The 21937-nt window shown below is 40.1% G+C and carries 21 protein-coding genes; 1 reads left to right on the forward strand and 20 read right to left on the reverse strand.

The window, feature by feature from the left end:
- Positions 1-27: 27 nt before the first annotated feature.
- The 16 genes from ffh to ACN6NE_RS05720 form a co-directional block, all read right to left on the reverse strand.
- Positions 28-1371: a signal recognition particle protein gene (gene ffh, locus ACN6NE_RS05645; RefSeq protein ID WP_013058900.1), complete on the reverse strand. Its 1344-nt coding sequence runs from the start codon at positions 1369-1371 to the stop codon at positions 28-30.
- Between the two features lie 12 nt (positions 1372-1383).
- Entirely contained in the window at positions 1384-1716 is a 333-nt protein-coding gene (locus ACN6NE_RS05650; protein ID WP_013058901.1) for a putative DNA-binding protein, read from the reverse strand.
- Between the two features lie 273 nt (positions 1717-1989).
- Entirely contained in the window at positions 1990-2988 is a 999-nt protein-coding gene (ftsY, locus tag ACN6NE_RS05655) for a signal recognition particle-docking protein FtsY (protein ID WP_013058902.1), read from the reverse strand.
- Positions 2989-3013: 25 nt separating this feature from the next.
- Positions 3014-6574, reverse strand: coding sequence for a chromosome segregation protein SMC (gene smc / locus ACN6NE_RS05660; RefSeq protein ID WP_474324852.1), 3561 nt, complete (start codon positions 6572-6574; stop codon positions 3014-3016).
- Between the two features lie 77 nt (positions 6575-6651).
- Positions 6652-7398 carry a ribonuclease III gene (gene rnc / locus ACN6NE_RS05665; RefSeq protein WP_129704504.1) on the reverse strand — a complete coding sequence of 249 codons (747 nt, stop codon included), beginning with the start codon at positions 7396-7398 and terminating at the stop codon, positions 6652-6654.
- A gap of 180 nt (positions 7399-7578) precedes the next feature.
- A complete protein-coding gene (gene acpP / locus ACN6NE_RS05670; RefSeq protein ID WP_013058905.1) occupies positions 7579-7812 on the reverse strand; it encodes an acyl carrier protein in 234 nt (77 codons plus the stop codon).
- A gap of 138 nt (positions 7813-7950) precedes the next feature.
- Positions 7951-8691 carry a 3-oxoacyl-[acyl-carrier-protein] reductase gene (gene fabG / locus ACN6NE_RS05675; RefSeq protein WP_013058906.1) on the reverse strand — a complete coding sequence of 247 codons (741 nt, stop codon included), beginning with the start codon at positions 8689-8691 and terminating at the stop codon, positions 7951-7953.
- A 1-nt stretch (position 8692) separates the two neighbouring features.
- Entirely contained in the window at positions 8693-9637 is a 945-nt protein-coding gene (fabD, locus tag ACN6NE_RS05680; RefSeq protein WP_474324853.1) for an ACP S-malonyltransferase, read from the reverse strand.
- A 3-nt stretch (positions 9638-9640) separates the two neighbouring features.
- Entirely contained in the window at positions 9641-10645 is a 1005-nt protein-coding gene (gene plsX, locus ACN6NE_RS05685) for a phosphate acyltransferase PlsX (RefSeq protein WP_114896646.1), read from the reverse strand.
- A gap of 20 nt (positions 10646-10665) precedes the next feature.
- Positions 10666-11229 (reverse strand): transcription factor FapR, encoded by a 564-nt coding sequence (gene fapR, locus ACN6NE_RS05690; protein WP_013058909.1) that lies wholly within the window; start codon positions 11227-11229, stop codon positions 10666-10668.
- A gap of 501 nt (positions 11230-11730) precedes the next feature.
- Positions 11731-13779 (reverse strand): ATP-dependent DNA helicase RecG, encoded by a 2049-nt coding sequence (recG, locus tag ACN6NE_RS05695; protein WP_129704510.1) that lies wholly within the window; start codon positions 13777-13779, stop codon positions 11731-11733.
- On the reverse strand, positions 13772-14659 hold the full coding sequence (sdaAA, locus tag ACN6NE_RS05700; protein ID WP_014458410.1) for an L-serine ammonia-lyase, iron-sulfur-dependent, subunit alpha: 888 nt from the start codon (positions 14657-14659) through the stop codon (positions 13772-13774). Before sdaAA ends, recG begins: the two co-directional genes overlap by 8 nt.
- A 98-nt stretch (positions 14660-14757) precedes the next feature.
- On the reverse strand, positions 14758-15420 hold the full coding sequence (sdaAB, locus tag ACN6NE_RS05705; protein ID WP_013058911.1) for an L-serine ammonia-lyase, iron-sulfur-dependent subunit beta: 663 nt from the start codon (positions 15418-15420) through the stop codon (positions 14758-14760).
- A 212-nt stretch (positions 15421-15632) separates the two neighbouring features.
- On the reverse strand, positions 15633-16661 hold the full coding sequence (locus ACN6NE_RS05710) for a PTS sugar transporter subunit IIC (protein ID WP_016765419.1): 1029 nt from the start codon (positions 16659-16661) through the stop codon (positions 15633-15635).
- Positions 16662-16857: 196 nt separating this feature from the next.
- On the reverse strand, positions 16858-18525 hold the full coding sequence (locus ACN6NE_RS05715; protein WP_129704512.1) for a DAK2 domain-containing protein: 1668 nt from the start codon (positions 18523-18525) through the stop codon (positions 16858-16860).
- A gap of 16 nt (positions 18526-18541) precedes the next feature.
- Positions 18542-18904 carry an Asp23/Gls24 family envelope stress response protein gene (locus ACN6NE_RS05720; protein ID WP_013058913.1) on the reverse strand — a complete coding sequence of 121 codons (363 nt, stop codon included), beginning with the start codon at positions 18902-18904 and terminating at the stop codon, positions 18542-18544.
- Between the two features lie 314 nt (positions 18905-19218).
- Here ACN6NE_RS05720 and rpmB point away from each other — a divergent pair, with 314 nt between their 5' ends.
- Positions 19219-19407 (forward strand): 50S ribosomal protein L28, encoded by a 189-nt coding sequence (gene rpmB / locus ACN6NE_RS05725; RefSeq protein WP_013058914.1) that lies wholly within the window; start codon positions 19219-19221, stop codon positions 19405-19407.
- Positions 19408-19464: 57 nt separating this feature from the next.
- Here the strand turns inward: rpmB and spoVM are convergent, their stop codons facing one another.
- From spoVM to rsgA, 4 genes are all read right to left on the reverse strand, one after another.
- A complete protein-coding gene (spoVM, locus tag ACN6NE_RS05730; RefSeq protein WP_016765421.1) occupies positions 19465-19545 on the reverse strand; it encodes a stage V sporulation protein SpoVM in 81 nt (26 codons plus the stop codon).
- A 79-nt stretch (positions 19546-19624) separates the two neighbouring features.
- Positions 19625-20272 (reverse strand): thiamine diphosphokinase, encoded by a 648-nt coding sequence (locus ACN6NE_RS05735; protein WP_129704514.1) that lies wholly within the window; start codon positions 20270-20272, stop codon positions 19625-19627.
- Positions 20273-20388: 116 nt separating this feature from the next.
- The gene (rpe, locus tag ACN6NE_RS05740; RefSeq protein ID WP_013058916.1) at positions 20389-21045 is read right to left on the reverse strand and encodes a ribulose-phosphate 3-epimerase; all 657 of its coding nucleotides are present in this window, start codon (positions 21043-21045) and stop codon (positions 20389-20391) included.
- Between the two features lie 2 nt (positions 21046-21047).
- Positions 21048-21929, reverse strand: coding sequence for a ribosome small subunit-dependent GTPase A (gene rsgA, locus ACN6NE_RS05745; protein ID WP_013058917.1), 882 nt, complete (start codon positions 21927-21929; stop codon positions 21048-21050).
- Positions 21930-21937: the final 8 nt, after the last annotated feature.

The following is a 21937-nucleotide window of genomic DNA, read 5'->3' on the forward strand; positions in this document are numbered from 1 at the left end:
GTTTTTCAGTCCAAATCAAGCGTTTTATCATGAAAAGAATGGAAGTTTCATACCCTTTTTCTTGCCTTTTGACATATTTGTCATTTGTTTCATCATTTTTTTCATGTCTTCAAATTGTTTAAGCAAACGGTTGACTTCTTGTACAGAACGTCCGCTTCCTTTTGCAATACGCTTTCTTCGACTTGCATTAATGATTTCAGGGTTTGTTTTTTCCGCTTTCGTCATAGAACGAATGATTGCTTCTACATGATTAATTTGCTTTTCATCAACCTGCAGGTTTTTGAGCCCCTTTACTTTATTGGCGCCCGGAAGCATACCAATTAGCTCATCAAGCGGTCCCATTTGACGCACCTGAGCAAGTTGATCTAAAAAGTCATCAAATGTAAATGACTGCGTGCGTAGCTTAGCTTCAAGCTCTTTTGCTTTTTCAGCATCTACATTTGCCTGAGCCTTTTCGATAAGCGTCAGCACATCACCCATACCTAAGATACGGGAAGCCATACGCTCTGGGTGGAATGCTTCAATAGCATCCATCTTTTCTCCAAGACCGACAAACTTAATTGGTGTATCGGTTACTGCACGAATAGAAAGCGCTGCACCACCGCGCGTATCGCCGTCTAGTTTCGTTAATACAACTCCAGTTAATCCTAATTGCTTATTAAAGCTATCCGCAACGTTTACTGCATCTTGACCCGTCATCGCATCGACAACAAGGAAAATTTCGTCTGGGTTAGAAAGCTCTTTGATCTGTTCTAACTCTTCCATTAGATTTTCATCCACATGCAAACGTCCCGCTGTATCAATCAATACATAATCGTGATGCTCTTCTTTCGCATGAGCAATAGCTTGTTTCGCAATCTCCACAGGACTTACTTGATCACCTAATGAAAAAACAGACATGCTAAGCTGTTTCCCTAGTGTTTCAAGCTGTTTAATAGCTGCCGGACGATAAATATCTGCTGCTACAAGCAATGGATTACGGTTATATTTTTTACGTAATAAATTGGCAAGTTTACCGGTTGTTGTTGTTTTACCTGCACCTTGAAGTCCAACCATCATAATTACAGTTGGAGCTTTTGGAGCTACTGCAATCTTGCTTTGCTCTCCGCCCATAAGTGCAGTTAATTCTTCTTGTACAACCTTAATAACTTGTTGTCCAGGCGTTAAGCTCTTAAGAACGTCTTGACCTACAGCACGTTCGCTTACGCGCTTAACAAAGTCTTTTACTACTTTAAAGTTTACATCGGCTTCTAAAAGGGCAAGTCTAACTTCACGCATCATTTCTTTAACATCAGCTTCGTTAACTTTTCCTTTTCCTTTTAACTTTTGCAGTGTGCTTTGCAAACGGTCGGCTAATCCTTCAAATGCCATATACGCCGCCCCCTAATCTAATTTCTCGAGCGAATCAAGAAGAGAAGAAAGCTTACTGTTCTTGTTTAAGTCGGCTGCAAGTTCGTCTTTCAGTTGTTGAACAATTGATTGACGCTCTTGAAACCGTTGAAATAACAATAGCTTTTCCTCATATTGTTCAAGCATTTGCTCTGTACGTTTTATATTATCATAAACTGCTTGACGACTCACATCAAATTCTTCCGCTATTTCACCGAGGGAATAATCATCCAAGTAATAAAGTGACATATAACTTCTTTGTTTGGGCGTCAACAGCGCCTGATAGAAGTCAAATAAGTAATTCATTCTTGTTGTTTTTTCGAGCATATGCACGCTCTTTTCAACCATCTGACCGCCCCCTTGTTAAGTGAAAAGCCTTTACATGTTATTAGTTTAACTAGGCTAGGTTTGAATGTCAAGTTTTTTCCTTAACACCTCACATTTTCCCACCTGAAAGAGATGGAGATATAACTAAATTACTTCAATTTAAAGACGAATAAATATGAAACCTGCGTCTACCCTACTAGTGAAAAAATCCGAACGATTAATCGTTCGGATCTTCCTTCAACTAAGATACTTATATCCCAGCCTCTTTTGAGATTACGCCTCTTTTTCTGTTTCTTCTTCTACAGCATTGGCAAATAATCCATAGATATATTGCTCCGTGTCAAACGGTTGAAGGTCGTCTACTTTTTCTCCAAGTCCAACGAATTTAACAGGAAGCTTCAGTTCGTTTCGAATGGCAAGAACAATTCCGCCTTTAGCCGTACCATCTAGTTTTGTCAACACAATTCCCGTCACGTTCGTTGCTTCTGAGAATGTTTTAGCCTGACTTAAAGCGTTTTGACCCGTCGTCGCATCAAGTACAAGAAGTACTTCATGAGGAGCACCAGGAATTTCTCGCTCAATAACACGCTTTACTTTCTCTAATTCTTTCATTAAATTCACTTTGTTTTGAAGGCGCCCTGCTGTATCACACAGTAAAACATCTGCTTTTCGAGCCTTGGCTGACTGAACAGCGTCATACATGACAGCGGCAGGGTCAGAACCTGCAGATTGCTTAATAACATCAACACCAACGCGTTCTCCCCATACTTCTAACTGCTCAATTGCACCGGCACGGAACGTATCACCTGCTGCCATTACGACTTTTTTGCCTTCTTGTTTGAATTTATGCGCAATTTTCCCAATTGTTGTTGTTTTTCCAACGCCGTTTACCCCTACAAACAAAATCACCGTTAAATCATTTTGCTGCATATTCAGTTCACCAATCTGCTCTTCACCAGATTCATAAATATCAATTAATTTCTCAGAGATGACAGCCTGCACATCTTGAGGGTCCTTAATATTACGGCGTTTCACTTCCGATTTTAAGTCATCAATTAAATCCAACACGGTAGCCACACCGACATCAGCACTAATTAAAATTTCTTCTAATTCCTCAAAAAATTCTTCGTCTACTTGACGATAGCGAGACACTAGATCATTCACGCGTTCTGAAAAAGAATTGCGCGTTTTTGATAGTCCATCTTTAAATTTTTGTGTAACAGAATCCGTTTGCATTGTAATTTTTTCTTTTAGTTTCTTAAAAAAGCTCATTCGTACCACCCTTTCATTCTATGAGTTAAACATATTGCTTTGATTCTTCTAAACGAACAGAGACTAATTTCGATACGCCCGATTCTTGCATCGTCACACCGTACAGTACATCAGCTTCTTCCATTGTACCTTTTCGGTGAGTAATAACAATGAACTGTGTTTGAGTACTAAATTTGCGTAAATACGTAGCAAAGCGATGAACGTTTGCTTCATCAAGCGCCGCTTCCACTTCATCTAGCACACAAAACGGCACCGGACGTACTTTCAAAATAGAAAACAGGAGGGCAATGGCTGTTAACGAACGCTCGCCGCCTGACAGCAACCCTAGATTCTGCAGTTTTTTCCCAGGAGGCTGAGCAACAATTTCCACACCTGTATTTAATAAATCTTTCGGATCTGTTAATTTTAAATCCGCTTTTCCTCCTCCGAATAGTGAAGAGAACACTGTACCAAATTCATTGCGGATACGAGAGAACGTATCAGAAAAACGTTTCTTCATTTCCTCGTCCATTTCTTCAATCACTTGATACAGCGTATTTTTCGCTTCGTCAAGGTCCGCTCGCTGCGTATTTAAAAATTCATAGCGCTCTGAAACGCGTTCGTATTGTTCAATAGAACCTAGGTTTACGGTTCCTAATTCATCAATTGCCAGCTTAATGAGCTTGATTTTTTTCCTCGCTTCTTGAATATCTAATGTTAAAGGATACTTTTCTTTTGCTGCTTCAAAGCTAATTTCGTACTCTTCTGTCAGCTGCTGCAGACGGCTGTCTAGCTCTACGTCAATTCGATTGATTTTGACTTCTTCATCTTTTAAAGCATCCGCAATTTGTTTGTACTGACGCTGCAGCTCTTTTACAATCCTCTCTTCGTCTTCAAGTTTATTCTGGGCTTTCAACCGCTCTGATCTGCAGTCATCCATTAATTTTAACGTTTCTGTCTTTTCTTTTATTCGCTCATGCGCTGCTTCTTCGAGCTGAAGTTCACCCGAGTCGTTGCTCGTGATTTCACTCGTTAAAAGAGAAAGATCATCTGTAGTTTCAGATAAACGCTGAATGGTTTGATCAAGCTCAAAACACACTCTTTCATATTTTTCTTGCTGATTTGCGAGGAACTGTTCTTTTTTCGCAAGAAGGACTTTTACTTCTGTAAGCTCATGTTGAACCGTTTCTTTAGACGTTTGCTGTGTATGCTTGCGTGCAGCTAACTCTTCAATGTTTTTCTCTAATACATTTGCCTGCTGCTGATTTCCTTGCAAATTCGTATGCAGCTCATCAATTCGAGCGGACAAGCTCGTTTGATCTTGCCTAAAGCTAGCAATATCATGATCGTACATGGTTAAGCGGTCATTCACTGCTTTTTCTTCGATGTCAATTTGCTTTACTTCTCGGTCAGACTCCTGCTCTTTGTCTTTCAAGCGTTCCACAAATGCCTGCTGTTTATTAATTTCCTGTTGAAGCTCTTCAATCTGTGACTTTTTATCTTTCACATCTTGCTCGAGCACAAGCGTCTTTTGTTCCATCTCTTCTATTTTTGCCGTAATGGCTTCCACTTCACGCTGACGGCCTAACAAAGAGTTGGACTTTTGCTTCATTGAACCGCCTGTCATTGAACCACCGGGGTTGACGACATCTCCTTTAACGGTCACAAAACGATAGCGATGCTGTACAAGACGGGCAAGTTCATTCGCACCTTTTAAATCATTGACAACAATAACGGTTCCAAGCAAATTTTTAATAACTCGTTCGTAGGTAGCTTCGTATTTAACAAGAGATGAAGCAATTCCTACATACGCTTCGTGACTCTCTAGCATAGAAATAGTTTGAGCCGGAACATAACGGTCTTTTACAGACGTCAGTGGTAAAAATGTAGCTCTCCCGTAACCGTTTTGTTTCAAAAAGCCAATTGCCTGACGTGCACTTTGTTCGTCTTGAACGACAATATGCTGAGCTGCTCCTCCAAGCGCAATTTCAAGCGCTGTTTCATACTCTTTTGGAACATTGATTAGCTCAGCAATGGCACCTTTAATACCTGCAAGCTTCTCATCACGCGCTTTTAATACTTCTTTTACACCGTGAAAATAACCTTCATAGTCTTCTTGCATCTCTTCAAGCATTTCTTTTCGTGATTTTGTCTGCTGCACGTACTGATAAGCTTGATAAAGCGTAGACTCTTGTTTACGATAGGCTTGCCTTAATGACTCAAGCTTCTCTCCTTGCTGCTTATACACGTGTACAGCCTGCTGAAGCTCTTGACGAAACTGAGCAAGCCTTTTGATCGCCGCTTCTTTTCGCTGCGTTAATTCACGGCGTTGTTCTACGTATTGCTCGTTGGATTTTGTTAAACGCTGCTCTTTTTCAAACGTTTGCATTTTTTGCTGCTCTAAAAATAAAATTTCATTTCGAGCGGATGTTTGAGCGTTCGCTAATTCAAAATACTCGCTTTTCATCTGTTCAAGTTTTTCTTCTAGATTCTCGCTGTACTGCCTGAACAGCTGTTCCTGCTCAGTAAGCTTCAGACGTATCTCTTGTACTTCTTTTTGAGATTGCTCAAGATCTTTTCCTTCGCTGTCTTTTGCTTTACTTAGCTCTTGATGCTTATGAGTATACTCTTTTACTAAACGTTCCAGCTGCTCTTTATTTTGAAAGGCATTTTTCTTACGCTCTTTTAATACTTCTTTTTTGCCTTCTAGCTTTTCTACTTCTTCACTTACATATAGTAGTTTTTTATGTAAAGAATCTAGTTGTTCATCTATTTGCTGAATGTGCAAACGAAGGGTCTGGATTTCTCCTTCACGCGTGCGAATATTCGTCGCGAGAGATTCTTTAAGCTGCTCGTGCTGAGCCATTTCAGCTTTTAATTTTTCCCATTTCTGATGAAGATCTTCAACTTCAAATACCGTAACAGCCACATCAATGTGCTCTAATTCTTCTTTTTTCTGCAAATAATCTTTTGCAATAGACGATTGAATCTGTAAAGGCTCTAACTGACCTTCAATTTCATGAAGAATATCTACCACTCGATTTAAATTTTCTTGCGTTTCGAGAAGTCGAAGCTCCGCTTTTCGTTTACGCGTTTTGTATTTTAATACACCTGCTGCTTCTTCAAAAATTTTACGGCGCTCGTCAGATTTACTGCTTAGTACTTCTTCTACTTTTCCTTGACTGATAATCGAAAAAGCTTCTCTTCCAAGTCCTGAATCCATAAATAAATCGACAATATCTTTCAAGCGGCACGGCTGGTTGTTAATAAAAAATTCACTGTCTCCTGAGCGGTACACGCGCCTTGTAATACTAACTTCATGGTAGTCAAGCGGGAGAAACTGGTCATCATTTTCCAACGTAAGCGTTACGTCAGCAACATTTACAGCACGGCGCGATTCGCTTCCTGCAAAAATAATGTCCTCCATTTTCCCTCCACGAAGCGATTTGGCTGACTGTTCTCCAAGCACCCAGCGTATGGCATCCGTAATGTTGCTTTTTCCGCTTCCATTCGGCCCTACTACCGCCGTTACACCTGGCACAAAATCTATCGATACTTTTTCTGCAAACGATTTGAATCCTGCAATATCTAATCGTTTGAGGAACATAGAAATCCCCCCTCACACATGTAATCTTTTCATAGCAAATCCCCCTTTATAACGAATACGTTAAGAGGGGGATCATTTTATTTCGTTTGACTTGCTCTAATTTTCGTAATAGCTACTTGAGCTGCTTTTTGCTCTGCTTCTTTTTTCGAACGGCCTACACCAACGCCGAGCTCTTCACCATTTAACGATACGCGAGATAAGAATTCGCGATTATGCGCTGGACCTTTTTCTTGCAAAACTTTGTATTCTAATTGTCCAACTCCATCACGTTGAATCACTTCTTGAAGCTGGCTTTTGAAATCCATCACATGAGAAAAAGCACCTTCATTAATTTTTGGAAAGACAACTTTTTTTAGAATCGTTACTACCGTATCAAGCCCTTGATCTAAATAAAGAGCTCCGATAAATGCTTCAAACACATCGGCCAGTAAAGCCGGTCTAGATCGGCCGCCTGTCATCTCTTCACCTTTTCCAAGTAACACTAGTTTACCAAAATCCATTTCATTTGCAAAAGTAACAAGCGACGGTTCGCACACAACTGCTGCACGAAGCTTCGTTAACTCACCTTCACTCATCGTTGGATACTTTTTAAATAAAAATTGTGATACGGTTAGCTCTAATACGGCATCTCCTAAAAACTCAAGACGCTCGTTGTCTTCATACGGTCTTCTGCGATGCTCATTCACATAGGATGAATGTGTAAATGCTTGAAAAAGAAGCGCTTCATTTGTAAACTGAATATCAATTTCCTTTTGAAACTCTGCAAAATTTTGCTTGAATTTCACGTTCATCTTTCGATCTCGATTTGAATATTGTTTAGGCATAAAATACCTCCGCTTACCTGCTTCAATTGTTTCGTAGTTTTCCCTAACATCTCTCATTATAAAACGAGGTATCCTAAAAGATACACTACCTTTTCAAAAAAAAGAGGTCTTTTTTTGAAATTCTTAAAAAGAAGAGAAAGCCCCGCTGTTTAACGGGGCTTTTCATACATATACTACAGATTAAATTTGGCTCTGTATGTAATTAACTGCATCTCCTACAGTTGAAATTTTTTCAGCTTCTTCGTCAGAAATTTCGATATCAAATTCCTCTTCAAGCTCCATTACAAATTCAACTACGTCTAGAGAGTCAGCACCTAAGTCTTCTTTGAAACTAGATTCTAGTTTCACTTCACTTTTGTCTACACCAAGACGATCAACAATGATTGTTGTTACGCGTTCTAGTACCTCTGCCATTGTTCTTCACCTCCCCTCAAGTCATTATAGATGATTTCCATCTAAAATACTATGGTTGAATAATAAAGTTTATCGGTCGCCTAGTAAACGTCCCTTTGTACTTTATCACCAAATTACACTTTTCGTAAAGTGCATTTTTTACATCACCATTCCGCCGTCAACGTGAATCGTTTGACCCGTAATATAACGGCTTGCATCTGATGCTAAAAACGCAACTGCGTTCGCAACATCCTCAGGCTGGCCGAAGCTTGCAAGAGGAATTTGCTTTAACATTTCCGCCTGCACTTCTTCATTCAATTTATCCGTCATATCTGTTGCAATGAAACCAGGAGCAACTGCATTCACTGTAATATTGCGGCTTGCTAATTCTTTGGCAGTTGTTTTTGTTAAACCAATCACGCCTGATTTTGCTGCTACATAATTTGCTTGTCCAGCATTACCGCTGACGCCGACAATTGATGAAATATTAATGATGCGTCCTGCGCGCTGCTTCATCATTTGACGAGTAACCGCTTTTGTACACAAAAATACGCCTTTTAAGTTTGTATTAATAACATCATCCCATTCGTCTTCTTTCATACGCATAAGAAGATTATCACGTGTGATGCCCGCGTTGTTCACTAAAATATCTACTGAACCAAATGTAGAAATCGCTTCTTTTATCATTGCTTGTACAGAATCACTTTCTGCCACATTTGCTTGTACAGCAATTGCATCCGTTCCTAATCCTTTAATTTCATCCACAACTTCAAGAGCTTTCGCTTCGCTGCCAGAATAGTTTACAACTACTTTAGCACCAAGCTTTCCCAGCTCAATTGCAACGGCACGACCAATTCCGCGAGAAGCGCCTGTTACAACCGCAACTTTCCCTTGTAACATGTTATTCTCCCCCTTTTAGTGCGTCAATCGTTGATTTTAATGATGTAAGATCATTAACAGCATACACAGCCGCACGGCGATTTACTTTTTTCACAAGACCTGATAATACTTTTCCTGGTCCAATTTCAACAAATGTATCTACACCTTCTGCAAGAAGTGTTTCAACTGTTTCTTCCCATCTCACTGGAGAATACAGTTGTTCCACTAGCTTTTTTTGAATATCTTGACTGTCAGTAACCGGCTTTGCTGTTGCGTTTGCTATAACTGGAACCTTCGCATCGCTAAAGCTCACTGTTTCTAGCGTATCACGTAGTTTTTCAGCAGCTGGCTTCATTAAACTAGAGTGGAACGGACCGCTTACCACTAGAGGAATCACGCGTTTTGCACCTTTTTCTTTGGCAAGAGCTCCTGCTTTTTCTACGCCATTTACCGTACCTGAAATAACAATTTGACCCGGACAGTTAATATTTGCAAGCTGAACAGCGTCGCCTTCGCTTGTAATTTGAGCGGTAACGGCTTCTAGATCTTCCGCTGACATGCCAAGCACTGCTGCCATTGTACCTTGACCTGCTGGTACAGCTTCGTCCATATAGCGACCTCTTTTGTGAACAGCAACAACGGCATCTTTAAACGATAAAACCTCAGCAGCCACAAGCGCACTGTATTCTCCTAGACTGTGACCCGCAACAAAATCGGGTGTAATTCCGCTCGTTTTAAATGCTTCAAGCAGCATTGTACTCGTTGTTAAAAGAGCAGGTTGAGCGTGATAAGTTAAAGTCAATTCTTCTTGAGGCCCTTCAAAAATAATGTTTGAAAGACTGAACCCTAAAACTTCGTCAGCTGTATGAATCAACTTTTTCGCTTCCTCTGTTCCATCATATAAATCTTTTCCCATACCAACAGTTTGTGACCCTTGGCCTGGAAAGATAAAAGCAATTTTCCCCATTTCTTATCTCTCCTTTTCTTCATTAGCAGTTTGTTCGATTGCTTTTTGAATAGTGGAAGACACATTGTTTTCCACCATATTCACAGCTTGCTTAATCGCGCTAAATACTGCATTCGCATCCGACGAACCGTGGGCTTTGATAACAGGCGCATGCAATCCAAACAGCCCTGCTCCTCCATATTCACTGTAATCCATTTTCGCTTTTAAACCCTGCAGCTGAGGCTTTAGCACCGCTGCGGCTAACTTGCTTTTTAACGTGCTCATTAATTCTTGTTTAATCATAGAAAACAAGGAAAGCGCCGTTCCTTCAATGCTCTTAAGAGTCATATTCCCTGTAAAACCATCTGTTACAACCACATCCGCTACGCCGTTTAGCAAATCACGAGATTCTACGTTGCCTACAAAATTGAGATCAGCGTTCTTTAGTAGCTGAAAGGCTTGCTTTGTTAAATCATTTCCTTTTTTATCCTCAGTCCCAATGTTCAGCAGTCCCACTCTAGGAGCTTGAATACCGCGTACTTTTTCGGCATACACAGACCCCATCACAGCATACTGGAGCAAATGTTCAGGCTTGGCATCAACGTTTGCACCAACGTCTAGCATTAAAAAGCCTTTTCCATCTAGTGTCGGAAGCGTCGGAGCAAGTGCTGGACGTTCAATGCCTTTGATGCGACCTACAATAAAAAGTCCCGCTGTCATTAACGCACCTGTATTTCCTGCTGAAATACAAGCATCAGCACGACCTTCGGCTACTTCATTTGCCATTAATACCATAGATGCTTGTTTTTTACGGCGCACAGCTCGCACTGGCTCATCAGTTGCATCAATGGTTTCTTCTGTATGAATAATCGAAATACGATCTGAATTTGTTAAATACTTTTTTATTTCTGATTCGTTTCCAATTAACGTAATATGTAATTCTTTAAATTGAGCAGTAGCTTTTTCTACACCTTCAATAATGACTTTCGGTGCATGATCTCCGCCCATTGCATCAATAGCTAGTTTCATGTTGCGTCTCATCCTTTTTATTATTTATCCTTTGTAGAACGATACATTTTAAAAGTGCCAGAGAACACTTGCTCTTGCCCTACATAGCTGTTTACCTCAACGGTGGTTCGCACTTCACTAGTTGACAGAACTTTCGCTTTTGCTATCACTCGTTCATGAAGCTTAACAGGGCGATGATAACGGATCGACGCATCTGCTGTGAGCGCTAGTTCGTTGTTAATAACAGCGACAGCTAACGAATTAGCTTGCGCAAAAAGGTGGTGACCACGAGCAATTTGATTACGCTGAAACACATGCTCTGTTTTCACATCAAAAATAGATATCGCTGATTGATCTAGTTCAATGTCGATAACTTCTCCAATTACTTCTTCAATCGGAAGCGAACGCACTTCCTCGTCTAGTTGTTTTGAAGCTACATGCTTAATACGTTCTCGCAGTTCAGGAATCGACAACTCTAGGCGGTCTAATCGAATTGTTTGAACGCTCACTGAAAAACGGTCTGCTAGTTCTTCATCCGTAATAAATGGGTTTTCTTCAATTGTCGTTTTTAATAGCTGCTGTCTTTCTTTTTTACTGCGCTTCATTCTCCACCATCCGAACTTTTAATACTAGGTACTAATAGCAGTATATAATCATTACCTTCTAATTGCAACATTTTTCACATGCTGTATTCTGTGCATTGACGTAGTATTAATGGCTACCAGCCGCTAACTCTTTCACTCTAAGCCGCTTTTTATCTTTATAGACGAAAAGAGATTGAGACACAACTAGATCACTCCAGTCTAAAGATGAACAAATGGGATAAAGGAGCTCGTATAGATTGCTTGTTACACCGCTGCTGATTTCCGTGCAAGACTTCGCTTTCCGCTGGCCGCAGGTGTTCCTCCTCGTCCCTTACGCTTCTGCGGAGCCTCATCTATTCCGCTTTCCCCGCAGGAGTGCCTTGCCCTTCACTTAACAGTTAGAAGCACCTACATACCCATCACATACATGAAATCTACGTTCATCATCACAATGAAAAAAATCCGAACGATTGATCGTTCGGATTTTCCTTCAACTAAAATACTTTGTTCCAGTCTCTTTTACTAATCAAATTTTTCTCCAGTTAATACGCCCGTTGCTTCTAGTTGTATTCTCAGCAGTGCAAACTGATCTTCTGTCCAAAAGCTGTCGGAATTTACAAGCTTAGCAGCATCTTCTCGAGCTACTTCAAGCGCACGGTAATCGTGCACCATATCGGCTACTTTAAACTCAGGCATCCCGCTTTGTTTTCTACCAAAGAAATCACCAGGCCCACGAAGCTCTAAGTCTCTTTCTGATAATACAAATCCATCATTTGTTTCCGTCATAATGGTCATTCGTTCTTTTCCAACTTCTGATTTCGGATCCGCGAGCAGAATACAATACGACTGTGCATCTCCTCGTCCTACGCGTCCTCTTAGCTGATGAAGCTGAGATAACCCAAAGCGCTCTGCATCATAAATGACCATGACGGTTGCATTCGGGACGTTCACTCCTACTTCTACAACTGTTGTTGATACTAAAATCTGCACGTCATTTACGCTAAACTGTTTCATCACTTCTTCTTTTTCATCAGGTGACAATCTTCCGTGCATGAGACCAACGCTTGCTTTTCCATTAAAATAGTGAGTGAGTGTTGCATGCACATCAATTGCATTTTGAACATCAAGCTTGTCCGATTCTTCAATCAACGGACAAATAACGTAAGCTTGTCTGCCGTCATGTATTTCTTTTTCAACGAAATGTAAAATACGTTCAAGCATATCATGTTTTACCCAGTATGTTTCAATTGCCTTACGTCCTGCTGGCATTTCATCAATAATGGACACATCCATTTCTCCAAACACCGTAATAGCAAGGGTTCGTGGAATAGGAGTCGCCGTCATAAACAGTACATCGGGACTTTCTCCTTTTTCACGTAAAACCCGGCGCTGCCCAACTCCAAAGCGGTGCTGTTCATCCGTAATGACGAGCCCTAAACTATTATATATAACTTCGTCTTGAATTAAGGCATGTGTACCTACTAATACATGAACATCTCCGTCTTTCACTCGCTCAAGCAGCTCTCGTCTTGCTTTTCCTTTAACAGACCCTGTTAGCAAGCCTACGCTGATTCCTACCTTTTCAAGCATCGCAGTCAATGACTCAGCATGCTGTTCAGCTAAAATTTCAGTCGGTACCATTAAAGCACCTTGATGCCCTGCTAAAACAGTGGCGTATAAAGCAACCGCTGCTACGACTGTTTTACCTGACCCTACATCACCTTGCAGCAAGCGATTCATGCGATAAGGCGATTTCATATCGTGCGTAATTTCGTTTACTACACGTTTTTGAGCGTTTGTTAACGGAAACGGCAGCAAGTTCGTGAAGTTTACCAGCTCAGTTGAATCAAATGCTTGCTTCATTCCAGGCGTTTCTTCTCTTTCGCGCTTTCTAAGCGCCTGCATTTTTAATTGAAAAAGTAGAAATTCTTCATAGACAAATCGACGCCTTGCTTGTTTTAAATCTTCATGATCACGAGGTAAGTGAATACTTCTAACCGCTTCTTCACGCGTTACTAGTTTGTACCTAGAACGAATAGAGGCCGGAAGCATATCCTGAATGCTACTACCATAATTCTTCAACGCAAGAGAGACGAACTTCCGCATTCCTTTGACCGTTAAGCTGCCTTTAACTGAGTAAACAGGCTCAATCGTTTGATTTTTAACAAACGGAGAAAATTGAAGCTCCTGCAAGTTAATCGTTTGCCGATGCTGATCCCATTTCCCCGTAACCGTAACAGTTTGATCGATTTCTAACTTTGATTTATAGTAAGGGCGATTAAAACAAGTAACCGTAATCAAATAGCGGTTTACTAGCAGCCGAAACGTCAGGCGCGAACGTTTTTTTCCGTAATACGTAAGCGAAGGGACGCTGTGAACCTTTCCTTCTACGGTGACCTTTTCGTCGTGCTTTGCTTCAGCCAAATCTTTTAACTCATAATCTTCATAGCGGTATGGGAAATGTTCTAACAAGTCATGCACACTGTGAATATGCATATCCTCTAATGCTTGTGCTGTTTCCTCTCCAATACCTTTAATGGTTTTAATTGAAATAGTTGTTAGTTCATTCACTTTTATTTAATGCAATACCAAAGATCTTCGCTTCAAGCTCGCGACCTGTTGGTGTTGCCGCTAAGCCTCCTTGTGCAGTTTCTCGTAATGCAACCGGCATTGTTTGACCAATTTTATACATAGCATCAATGACTTCATCACAGGGAATACGACTTGTAATGCCTGCTAAGGCCATATCTGCTGCAATCATTGCATTCGCCGCTCCCATTGCGTTTCGTTTCACACATGGAACTTCTACTAGCCCCGCTACTGGGTCACATACTAATCCTAGCATATTTTTGAGAGTAATTGCCATTGCTTCAGCTGCCTGACTCGGTGTACCTCCCGCCATTTCAACAATCGCTGCAGCTGCCATACCTGAAGCTGAACCAACTTCTGCTTGACATCCGCCTGCTGCTCCTGAAATAGACGCATTATTGGCTACAACAAACCCAAAAGCACCTGATGTAAATAAAAATTCAATCATTTCTTTACGAGTTGGGTTTAGCTTATTTTGCACTGCAAACAGCGTTCCTGGCACTACCCCCGCGGATCCAGCAGTAGGTGTTGCACAGATTGTCCCCATTGCCGCATTTACTTCGTTTGTCGCTACTGCTTTGCTGACTGCATCTAAAATTAAATTTCCAGATAAAGATTTTCCACTTTGAATATAGTTTTGAAGCAGCACTGCATCTCCGCCTGTTAAACCTGTAACAGACTGTACCCCTTTTAAACCGCGTTCAACCGCTTCTTCCATAACCGTTAAGTTCCGGTCCATTTTTTCCATGATTTCTTCACGAGTAACTCCTGTGATATCTATTTCCTGTTGAATCATAATCTCCGCAATTTTTACATTTTGACTTTCTGCTAATTCTACTAGTTCTGCTACGTTTCGAAACATAGTAACCTCCGCTATCATTCTGTCTTATTTTCACTTTAGAATCATCTATAATCACTCGGCTCCAGTTATTCTCTCAAGCCGTTCCTATTCGCTCTATCCTACTCAACCATTCTTGTTACTTGAATAATGTGAGGCAATGTTTTTAACTCTTCAATTACATCATCTTCAATATTCGTATCCATTTCAATTGCCATGAGCGCTACTTCTCCGCGCTCTTTGCGAGATACTTCCATATGTCCGATATTAATTGAGTGTTTCATCAAAATATTCGTAACGGTCGCAATGGCACCAAATCGGTCATTATGCACAACGAGAATAGCTGGATTCATGCCTGATAAATTTAATTCAAATCCGTTCAGCTCCGTAATTTGAATTTTCCCTCCGCCAATTGAAATTCCAACAACTTCAATTTCCTTTAATCCGTCGCTCATTTTGATGCGAGCAGTATTCGGATGATCTGTGATTGCCGCTTCCTCAACAAATGTGACGTCCATTCCTTCTTTTTTAGCTAAGTCCAAAGATTGCGGAATACGCTGGTCGAACGTATCAAAATCTAAAATACCGCCAATCAGCGCTACGTCTGTTCCGTGCCCTTTATACGTTTGAGCAAAAGAACCGTACAGTGAAACCACAACTTTTGTGGGCTGCTTGCCAAAAAGCGTTCGGGCAACGCGTCCAATACGCGCTGCACCAGCTGTATGTGAGCTAGATGGTCCAATCATTACCGGACCAATAATATCAAAGACAGATTTATATTTCATAAGGATTTTCCCCCTGCTATTTAGACATTGTTATTACTTATATGTTACTTGAGCTTTTGACTTTTTGGAAGCTTTGTTTCACGCTCTTAAAAAATTTAAAAATTCTCATTTTTATTAGGGATTCACGCACAAAAAAAGCGGTGTATTTATCCATAAAAATAAGATAAGCACACCGCTTTTTTTGCTATATTATGCAGGAAAAGATGAATTACTTAAGCTGCTTCTTGCTCAGAAGCTACATCGTCTACTGTTTTAATTTTAAAGTTTTTAAAAACAACTGAACCTATAAACCCAGCTAATGCTCCCGCTAGTGCGCAAAGTACTGCACAAATTGTGACCTTCATAGGGTCATTAAACCCAAACATCACCGCAAGTCCTGCGATTGGCGTTGCCGTGCCTGCAGCATCATTTACCAATCCGAACAGAGCCACAACCACACCGGCTAGTGCACCTCCAACAAAGTTTGTAATGTAGATAGGAATCGGATTTGCTGAAATAATATTCGCTTGTGTTAAAGGTTCAACTGCAACTGAAATGGTTGTACGACGATCCCCAATTTTTAATCGATCAAACAGCACATAGTTCATGAAAGAAGAACCAAACACAGCAAGAGCTCCAATCGCCATAGGCAATCCCGTTAACCCTAGCATAGCCGTTAAAGCCATTGAGCTAAGCGGAGCCGTTGCTACTACTGTAATAACTCCTCCTAAAATAATTCCCATCAAAATAGGGCTAGCACTTGTTGTATCTTTGATAATTCCTCCAATATTTAAAAGCGTCGCATCTACAATAGGTGAGAATGCATTACCAATTAATCTTGTTAAAGGTGCTGCAATTAAGATGTTGCCTAATAAGTCTAAACCAGCAGGTGCCTTTTTCTCAATAAATTTCACTACAAATGCCATGAGGTATCCCGCAAAAAATCCAGGGAGCAAGCCTAGCCCTGAACACACTACCCCCATCATAAGAGCATATACAGGAGATACTCCTAACGCCAGAGCAACTAGTGCTGCCGCCGCAACTCCTCCCATTCCTCCTGCAGCCTTTCCAACTTCACCTAGGAATGAAATACCTAGTAAATCTCCTCCTACATATGACTGAAAGGCCTCTACGAGAAACGCAGCTACCGCTCCGCTTGCCAGAGCCCCCATTGCTTTCATGCCATAAGGTGCCTTGTTGCTAAATAACCAAAATAAAAATAAAACTAATAATAATAAACCTGTTCCTTTTAAAATATCCACTGTTGTCTCTCCTCTCATGCTGTTTTCTTTCACATTTGACTCAATCAGTTTTCAAAACTACCATACAAATGGGTTCTTTTCAACTAATATACCTAATATACCGAACGATTACAACATTTAAAAATAAAATAGTTCGTATTTAACTTAAAAAAACACAAAAAAGAAGCGCCCCTCGGGAGGGGTGCTTCTTTTTTTGTTATTCAATTGCAAAAATGTAAGAATATAAAGGTTGATCTCCTTTATGAAGCTCTACCTCAACTTCTTCAAACGTTTCTTCTACAAACGATGTTAGCGCTTCAGCTTCATCGTCTGAGACGTCCTCTCCTTGAAGAATCGTAAGGATTTCCGCTTCGTCATCAATCATATAAGTCAAAAGCTTTTTCGCTGCTTCTAATTTCTCTGAATCTTTTACAACGATTTTCTTTTCGGCAATACCCATAAAATCGCCTTTAGCTAATTCAAGACCATCAATATTTGTATCGCGAACTGCATACGTTACTTGTCCTGTTTTCACGTGCTGTAGAGCTTCTGTCATTACTTCCTCGTTTTCTTTTAAGCTTTGCTGAGGATTAAATGATAGCAGCGCTGTCATTCCTTGAGGAACCGTTTTAGACGGGATAACCGAAACGTGACTGCCGGCAACAGCAGCCGCTTGGTTAGCAGCCATCACAATATTTCCGTTATTAGGTAAAATCAGTACCTGTTCAGCATTTGTTTCTTCAATCGCTTTGACAATATCCTCCGTACTTGGATTCATTGTTTGTCCGCCTTCAATGACAACCGTTGCCCCAAGGCTTTTGAACAATTCAGCAATTCCTTTTCCCATTGACACAGTAACAATGCCAAAGGGCTGTTTTTCAGCATTTTTTACTGCAGGCTTTTCTTCACCTGAAACAATGCTGCTATGCTGTTCTCTCATGTTTTCAATCTTCATTTTAATTAAACTTCCATATTGCTGCCCGTAGTTTAACACTTCTCCAGGATGCTCAGCGTGAATATGAACTTTCACGATTTCATCATCAGATACTACAAGCAATGAGTCGCCCCATTTACTTAAGTCTTGACGAAACGTTTCTTCAGAAAATGTTTTAGCTGCAGGCTTATCCTCTTCCAGCCTTACCATAAATTCTGTACAATAGCCAAATTCAATATCTTCTGTATTCATATGGCTTTGCGCATGCTTATGATGCTCAGCATTTACGAGTTCATTCATCGAAGGAGCTGACATGGGTACACCCGGAAGTTTTTCACCTTTTAATTCAGCTAAAAACCCTTCATAAATTAAAACAAGCCCTTGACCTCCGCTATCCACTACGCCTACTTCTTTTAACACGGGTAAAAGATCTGGCGTACGATTTAACGAAGCATTAGCTTCCTTAAATACTTCTTCCATGAACAGAATCATATCAGATTGCTTTTTAGCAACAGCCGCTGCTTTTTTAGCAGTATCCTTAGCTACTGTTAAAATGGTTCCTTCGATTGGTTTCATAACAGCTTTATAAGCAGTTTCTACACCAAGCTCAAGAGCTTCAGCAAACTCAACTGTTGTAATCGCTGACTTTTGCTCAACCGATTTCGCAAAACCGCGGAATAATTGAGATAAAATAACTCCTGAATTACCACGCGCCCCCATCAATAAGCCCTTAGACAAAGCTTGACTCACTTGGCCGATGTGATCAGATAGTTTATTTTTCACTTCTTTAGCACCAGACGTAATCGATAAGTTCATATTTGTTCCAGTATCACCATCTGGTACAGGAAAAACGTTCAGCGCATCTACATAATCTGCATTGTTAGATAGATGCTGGGCTCCTTGAAGCACCATTTCTCTAAACCGCTTTCCGTCCAACGTTGTCATTGACACGAATCTTCCTCCTTAATTAAACGTTCGTTACACGAACACCCTGCACATAAATATTTACTGAATCAACCGTTAAACCAACCGTTTGTTCCAGTGTGTATTTTACTTTTGTTTGCACATTATGAGCAATTTCAGAAATTTTTGTTCCATAGCTTACGATAATGTACATGTCGATATGTACGTCATCCTCTTCTTGTCTTACCACAATACCTCGTGTAAAGTTTTCTTTGCGAAGAATTTCTGTAAGACCATCTTTAAGCTGATTTTTTGAAGCCATTCCGACAATCCCGTAACAATCAACAGCTGCTCCTCCAGCAATTGTTGCAATTACATCTGTAGAGATATCAATTTGACCATACTTCGTTTTCATTTCGATGGACATACTCGTTCCCCTTTCTACTTTCATAGGTTATAAATATTCTACTATAATCAATCTCGTTTTAAAAGAGGCGTCCAGCTTGTCCCTTTTAAAGATGACAGTATTAGGTATCAACTTGTCTTAAAATACGTAATAGCCCAAGTTATACCTATTTCTACTCTCTATATTATTGAACATAGATTCATTTTATATGTCAAGGAAAATTTCTTGAAAGCTTTTCTCCAGAACTATTGCATTCTCTGTAAGGCTGTGATAAATTAATATAGTATTTCTCAAAACAGAATTGAGTAGTTTTTTTGGTGTTAGGAGGGAAAATCATGGCACGCAAATGTGTAGTAACTGGTAGAAAAGCTCGTTCAGGTAACGCACGTTCTCACGCAATGAACGCTACTAAGCGTAAATGGGGTGCTAACGTTCAAAAAGTACGTATCTTAGTGAACGGTAAACCAAAACGTGTGTACGTTTCAGCTAGAGCCCTTAAGTCTGGTAAAGTTCAACGCGTTTAATCTTTATAATGAAAAAGCACCATATTTTATGGTGCTTCTTTTATTATTCCGGCGTTGTTAATCTTTTTTGAACGAATTAAGCATGACCTTTACGATGCCACCTAAAAACTTTGGAAGTTTGATTGTATAGAATTTCATACTGTCCCTCCTAACCGTCTCCACACTTTATCTCCTTTTAAAGAAAGCCCTATGTCCTGCTCTCATTTTCCATACTTCATCACAAGCAACGTTTATCATTGCTTCTTACCATCATTAATATGCCTTTTGCAAATGAAAAAGTACCTCTTTGTTGAATAAGTTCATTGCTAATACATAAAGTTGAGCCGAGTTCTACTTCATGCTTATTGAGCGGATATTTGAAACCTTCTAGCGTAAGCTCTTTTACACCGCCTGCAAAAGGAACGAATGAAATATAGTGAAACTCCTTTAAACGATCAACATGATAAGTGCCTGGTTCAAACAATTGAATGATATTTTGATTGTCAATCATTTGTACATTCGCTTTCTCTTTTAACCCTTTGTACAGGAGCTGAATGCTTCCAAACATGTGGTCAAGCCTTCCACCTGTTGCTCCAAAGATACAAATACTGTCCGGTTTTTGCCCTATTGCCCACTCAAAAGCAAGTTCCAAATCCGTTGCATCTTTTTCTGCAGGATACAATTCAACATCTTGCAATGCTTCTCTCACTAGCTTAAGCTGCGCATTTGTAATGGAATCAAAATCTCCGAATGCTTTTACGGGCAAAATGTCTTGTTGAAGAAGAAGGAATACGCCGCGGTCTACTCCTACCCACTTTACATCATTTGATTGGTGCAGGGGTGGCATATGTTCATCCGGTCCCCCTGCTAGAATATGAATTTTCATTATGTATATGCTCCTTTTCTATTAAAAAATGAACGAAATAAATATGTTTTCTTTATCCTAAAAGAAAAAGCTGCTGTGTACAAGTTCTACTCGTTGTACACAGCAGCTTTTATTACTTACGCTTGAACAGTTGTGCGAATTTGACTAATTGCGCCAGCTCGATCTTCTTGATTATAAATAGCTGAGCCAGCCACTAAGACATTTGCTCCTGCTTCCACACATTTTCGTGCTGTTTCTTCATTAATTCCTCCATCAACCTCTACTTCAATAGAAAGGTGACGAATTTCAATAAGCTGAGAGATTTGCTCGATTTTCGGCAGTACACTTGGAATAAAGTTTTGTCCTCCAAAGCCAGGGTTCACCGTCATTAATAAAATAAGATCGATATCTTCTAAGATATGCTTCACCACGTCAATTGGCGTTGCAGGATTTAAAGCAACGCCTGCTTTCATGCCGTGCTCTTTAATTAATTGAATGGTGCGGTGCAAATGAGTACATGCTTCAGCATGTACCGTTAAAATATCAGCACCTGCCTTTGCAAACATTGGAACGTATTGATCTGGGTTTTCAATCATTAAATGCACATCTAATGGCAGTGTTGTGACAGGGCGTACAGCCTCAACGATAAGCGGGCCAATTGTAATATTAGGAACAAAATGGCCATCCATAACGTCTATATGGATGTAGTCTGCTCCACCTGCTTCAACTTCACGAATTTCTTCAGCAAGCTTTGAAAAATTGGCTGATAAAATGGAAGGTGCGATTTTTGTCATTTTTAATACCTCGGCTTTCTTTGCTTAATTTCCTCAATAAATTGCAAGTAATGTTCGTAGCGATAACTCGGAATTTCTTTTTGTTCGTATGCTTCTTTCACCGCACATTTTGGTTCTTTCACATGCAAACAACCTCGAAATTTACACTGTTCACTCAAACGCGACATTTCAGGAAAACAATCGGTTAACTCTTCTACTTCTAATGTTAAAAATTCCAGTGAGCTAAAGCCTGGCGTATCGGCTACTAAACCTTCACCAAACGAAATCAGTTCTACATGACGTGTTGTATGCTTTCCTCTTCCAAGTGACATTGAAATATCATTTGTCTTTAACTCAAGCTCTGGTTTAAGTGTATTTAACAGTGAAGATTTACCTACACCTGACTGTCCGGCAATAACCGTTACGCGATCTTCAAATAACGGCTGAATTTGTTCCATGCCTTTTTCTGTGACTGTCGACGTTAAAATGACCTCATATCCTATTTTACGATATTCTTCGGCATATTGCTCGATTTCTTGCTTTTGCTGCTGTGATAAAAGATCTACTTTTGAAATACAAATAATAGGTTCAATATGATTAGACTCTACTAACACTAAAAATCGGTCAAGAAGCATTGTGCTAAAATCAGGTTCAATCGCTGAAAAAACAAGCAGCGCCTGATCAACATTTGAAATGGGGGGACGAACTAATTCATTTTTACGTTCTTTAATTTCAAGTATATATCCTTCAAGCTTATTTTCCGCCTGAAATACTACATTGTCACCGACTAAAGGCGTTACCTTCTTTTTACGAAAAACACCTCGTCCTCGACATTGCGTTACTTGTCCGTCATGAAGAACATAATAAAATCCGCTAAGGGATTTAATAATTCTTCCTTCTGGCATAACCTCAC

It is taken from the genome of Priestia sp. 53B2 (assembly GCF_056099005.1).

What these genes read in the sequence shown, in the direction of transcription:
- ffh (WP_013058900.1), bottom strand. Translation starts at nt 1,371, where the DNA reads ATGGCATTTGAAGGATTAGCCGACCGTTTGCAAAGCACACTGCAAAAG.
- ACN6NE_RS05650 (WP_013058901.1), bottom strand. Translation starts at nt 1,716, where the DNA reads ATGCTCGAAAAAACAACAAGAATGAATTACTTATTTGACTTCTATCAG.
- ftsY (WP_013058902.1), bottom strand. Translation starts at nt 2,988, where the DNA reads ATGAGCTTTTTTAAGAAACTAAAAGAAAAAATTACAATGCAAACGGAT.
- smc (WP_474324852.1), bottom strand. Translation starts at nt 6,574, where the DNA reads ATGTTCCTCAAACGATTAGATATTGCAGGATTCAAATCGTTTGCAGAA.
- rnc (WP_129704504.1), bottom strand. Translation starts at nt 7,398, where the DNA reads ATGCCTAAACAATATTCAAATCGAGATCGAAAGATGAACGTGAAATTC.
- acpP (WP_013058905.1), bottom strand. Translation starts at nt 7,812, where the DNA reads ATGGCAGAGGTACTAGAACGCGTAACAACAATCATTGTTGATCGTCTT.
- fabG (WP_013058906.1), bottom strand. Translation starts at nt 8,691, where the DNA reads ATGTTACAAGGGAAAGTTGCGGTTGTAACAGGCGCTTCTCGCGGAATT.
- fabD (WP_474324853.1), bottom strand. Translation starts at nt 9,637, where the DNA reads ATGGGGAAAATTGCTTTTATCTTTCCAGGCCAAGGGTCACAAACTGTT.
- plsX (WP_114896646.1), bottom strand. Translation starts at nt 10,645, where the DNA reads ATGAAACTAGCTATTGATGCAATGGGCGGAGATCATGCACCGAAAGTC.
- fapR (WP_013058909.1), bottom strand. Translation starts at nt 11,229, where the DNA reads ATGAAGCGCAGTAAAAAAGAAAGACAGCAGCTATTAAAAACGACAATT.
- sdaAA (WP_014458410.1), bottom strand. Translation starts at nt 14,659, where the DNA reads ATGTTTCGAAACGTAGCAGAACTAGTAGAATTAGCAGAAAGTCAAAAT.
- sdaAB (WP_013058911.1), bottom strand. Translation starts at nt 15,420, where the DNA reads ATGAAATATAAATCTGTCTTTGATATTATTGGTCCGGTAATGATTGGA.
- ACN6NE_RS05720 (WP_013058913.1), bottom strand. Translation starts at nt 18,904, where the DNA reads ATGTCCATCGAAATGAAAACGAAGTATGGTCAAATTGATATCTCTACA.
- rpmB (WP_013058914.1), top strand. Translation starts at nt 19,219, where the DNA reads ATGGCACGCAAATGTGTAGTAACTGGTAGAAAAGCTCGTTCAGGTAAC.
- spoVM (WP_016765421.1), bottom strand. Translation starts at nt 19,545, where the DNA reads ATGAAATTCTATACAATCAAACTTCCAAAGTTTTTAGGTGGCATCGTA.
- ACN6NE_RS05735 (WP_129704514.1), bottom strand. Translation starts at nt 20,272, where the DNA reads ATGAAAATTCATATTCTAGCAGGGGGACCGGATGAACATATGCCACCC.
- rpe (WP_013058916.1), bottom strand. Translation starts at nt 21,045, where the DNA reads ATGACAAAAATCGCACCTTCCATTTTATCAGCCAATTTTTCAAAGCTT.
- rsgA (WP_013058917.1), bottom strand. Translation starts at nt 21,929, where the DNA reads ATGCCAGAAGGAAGAATTATTAAATCCCTTAGCGGATTTTATTATGTT.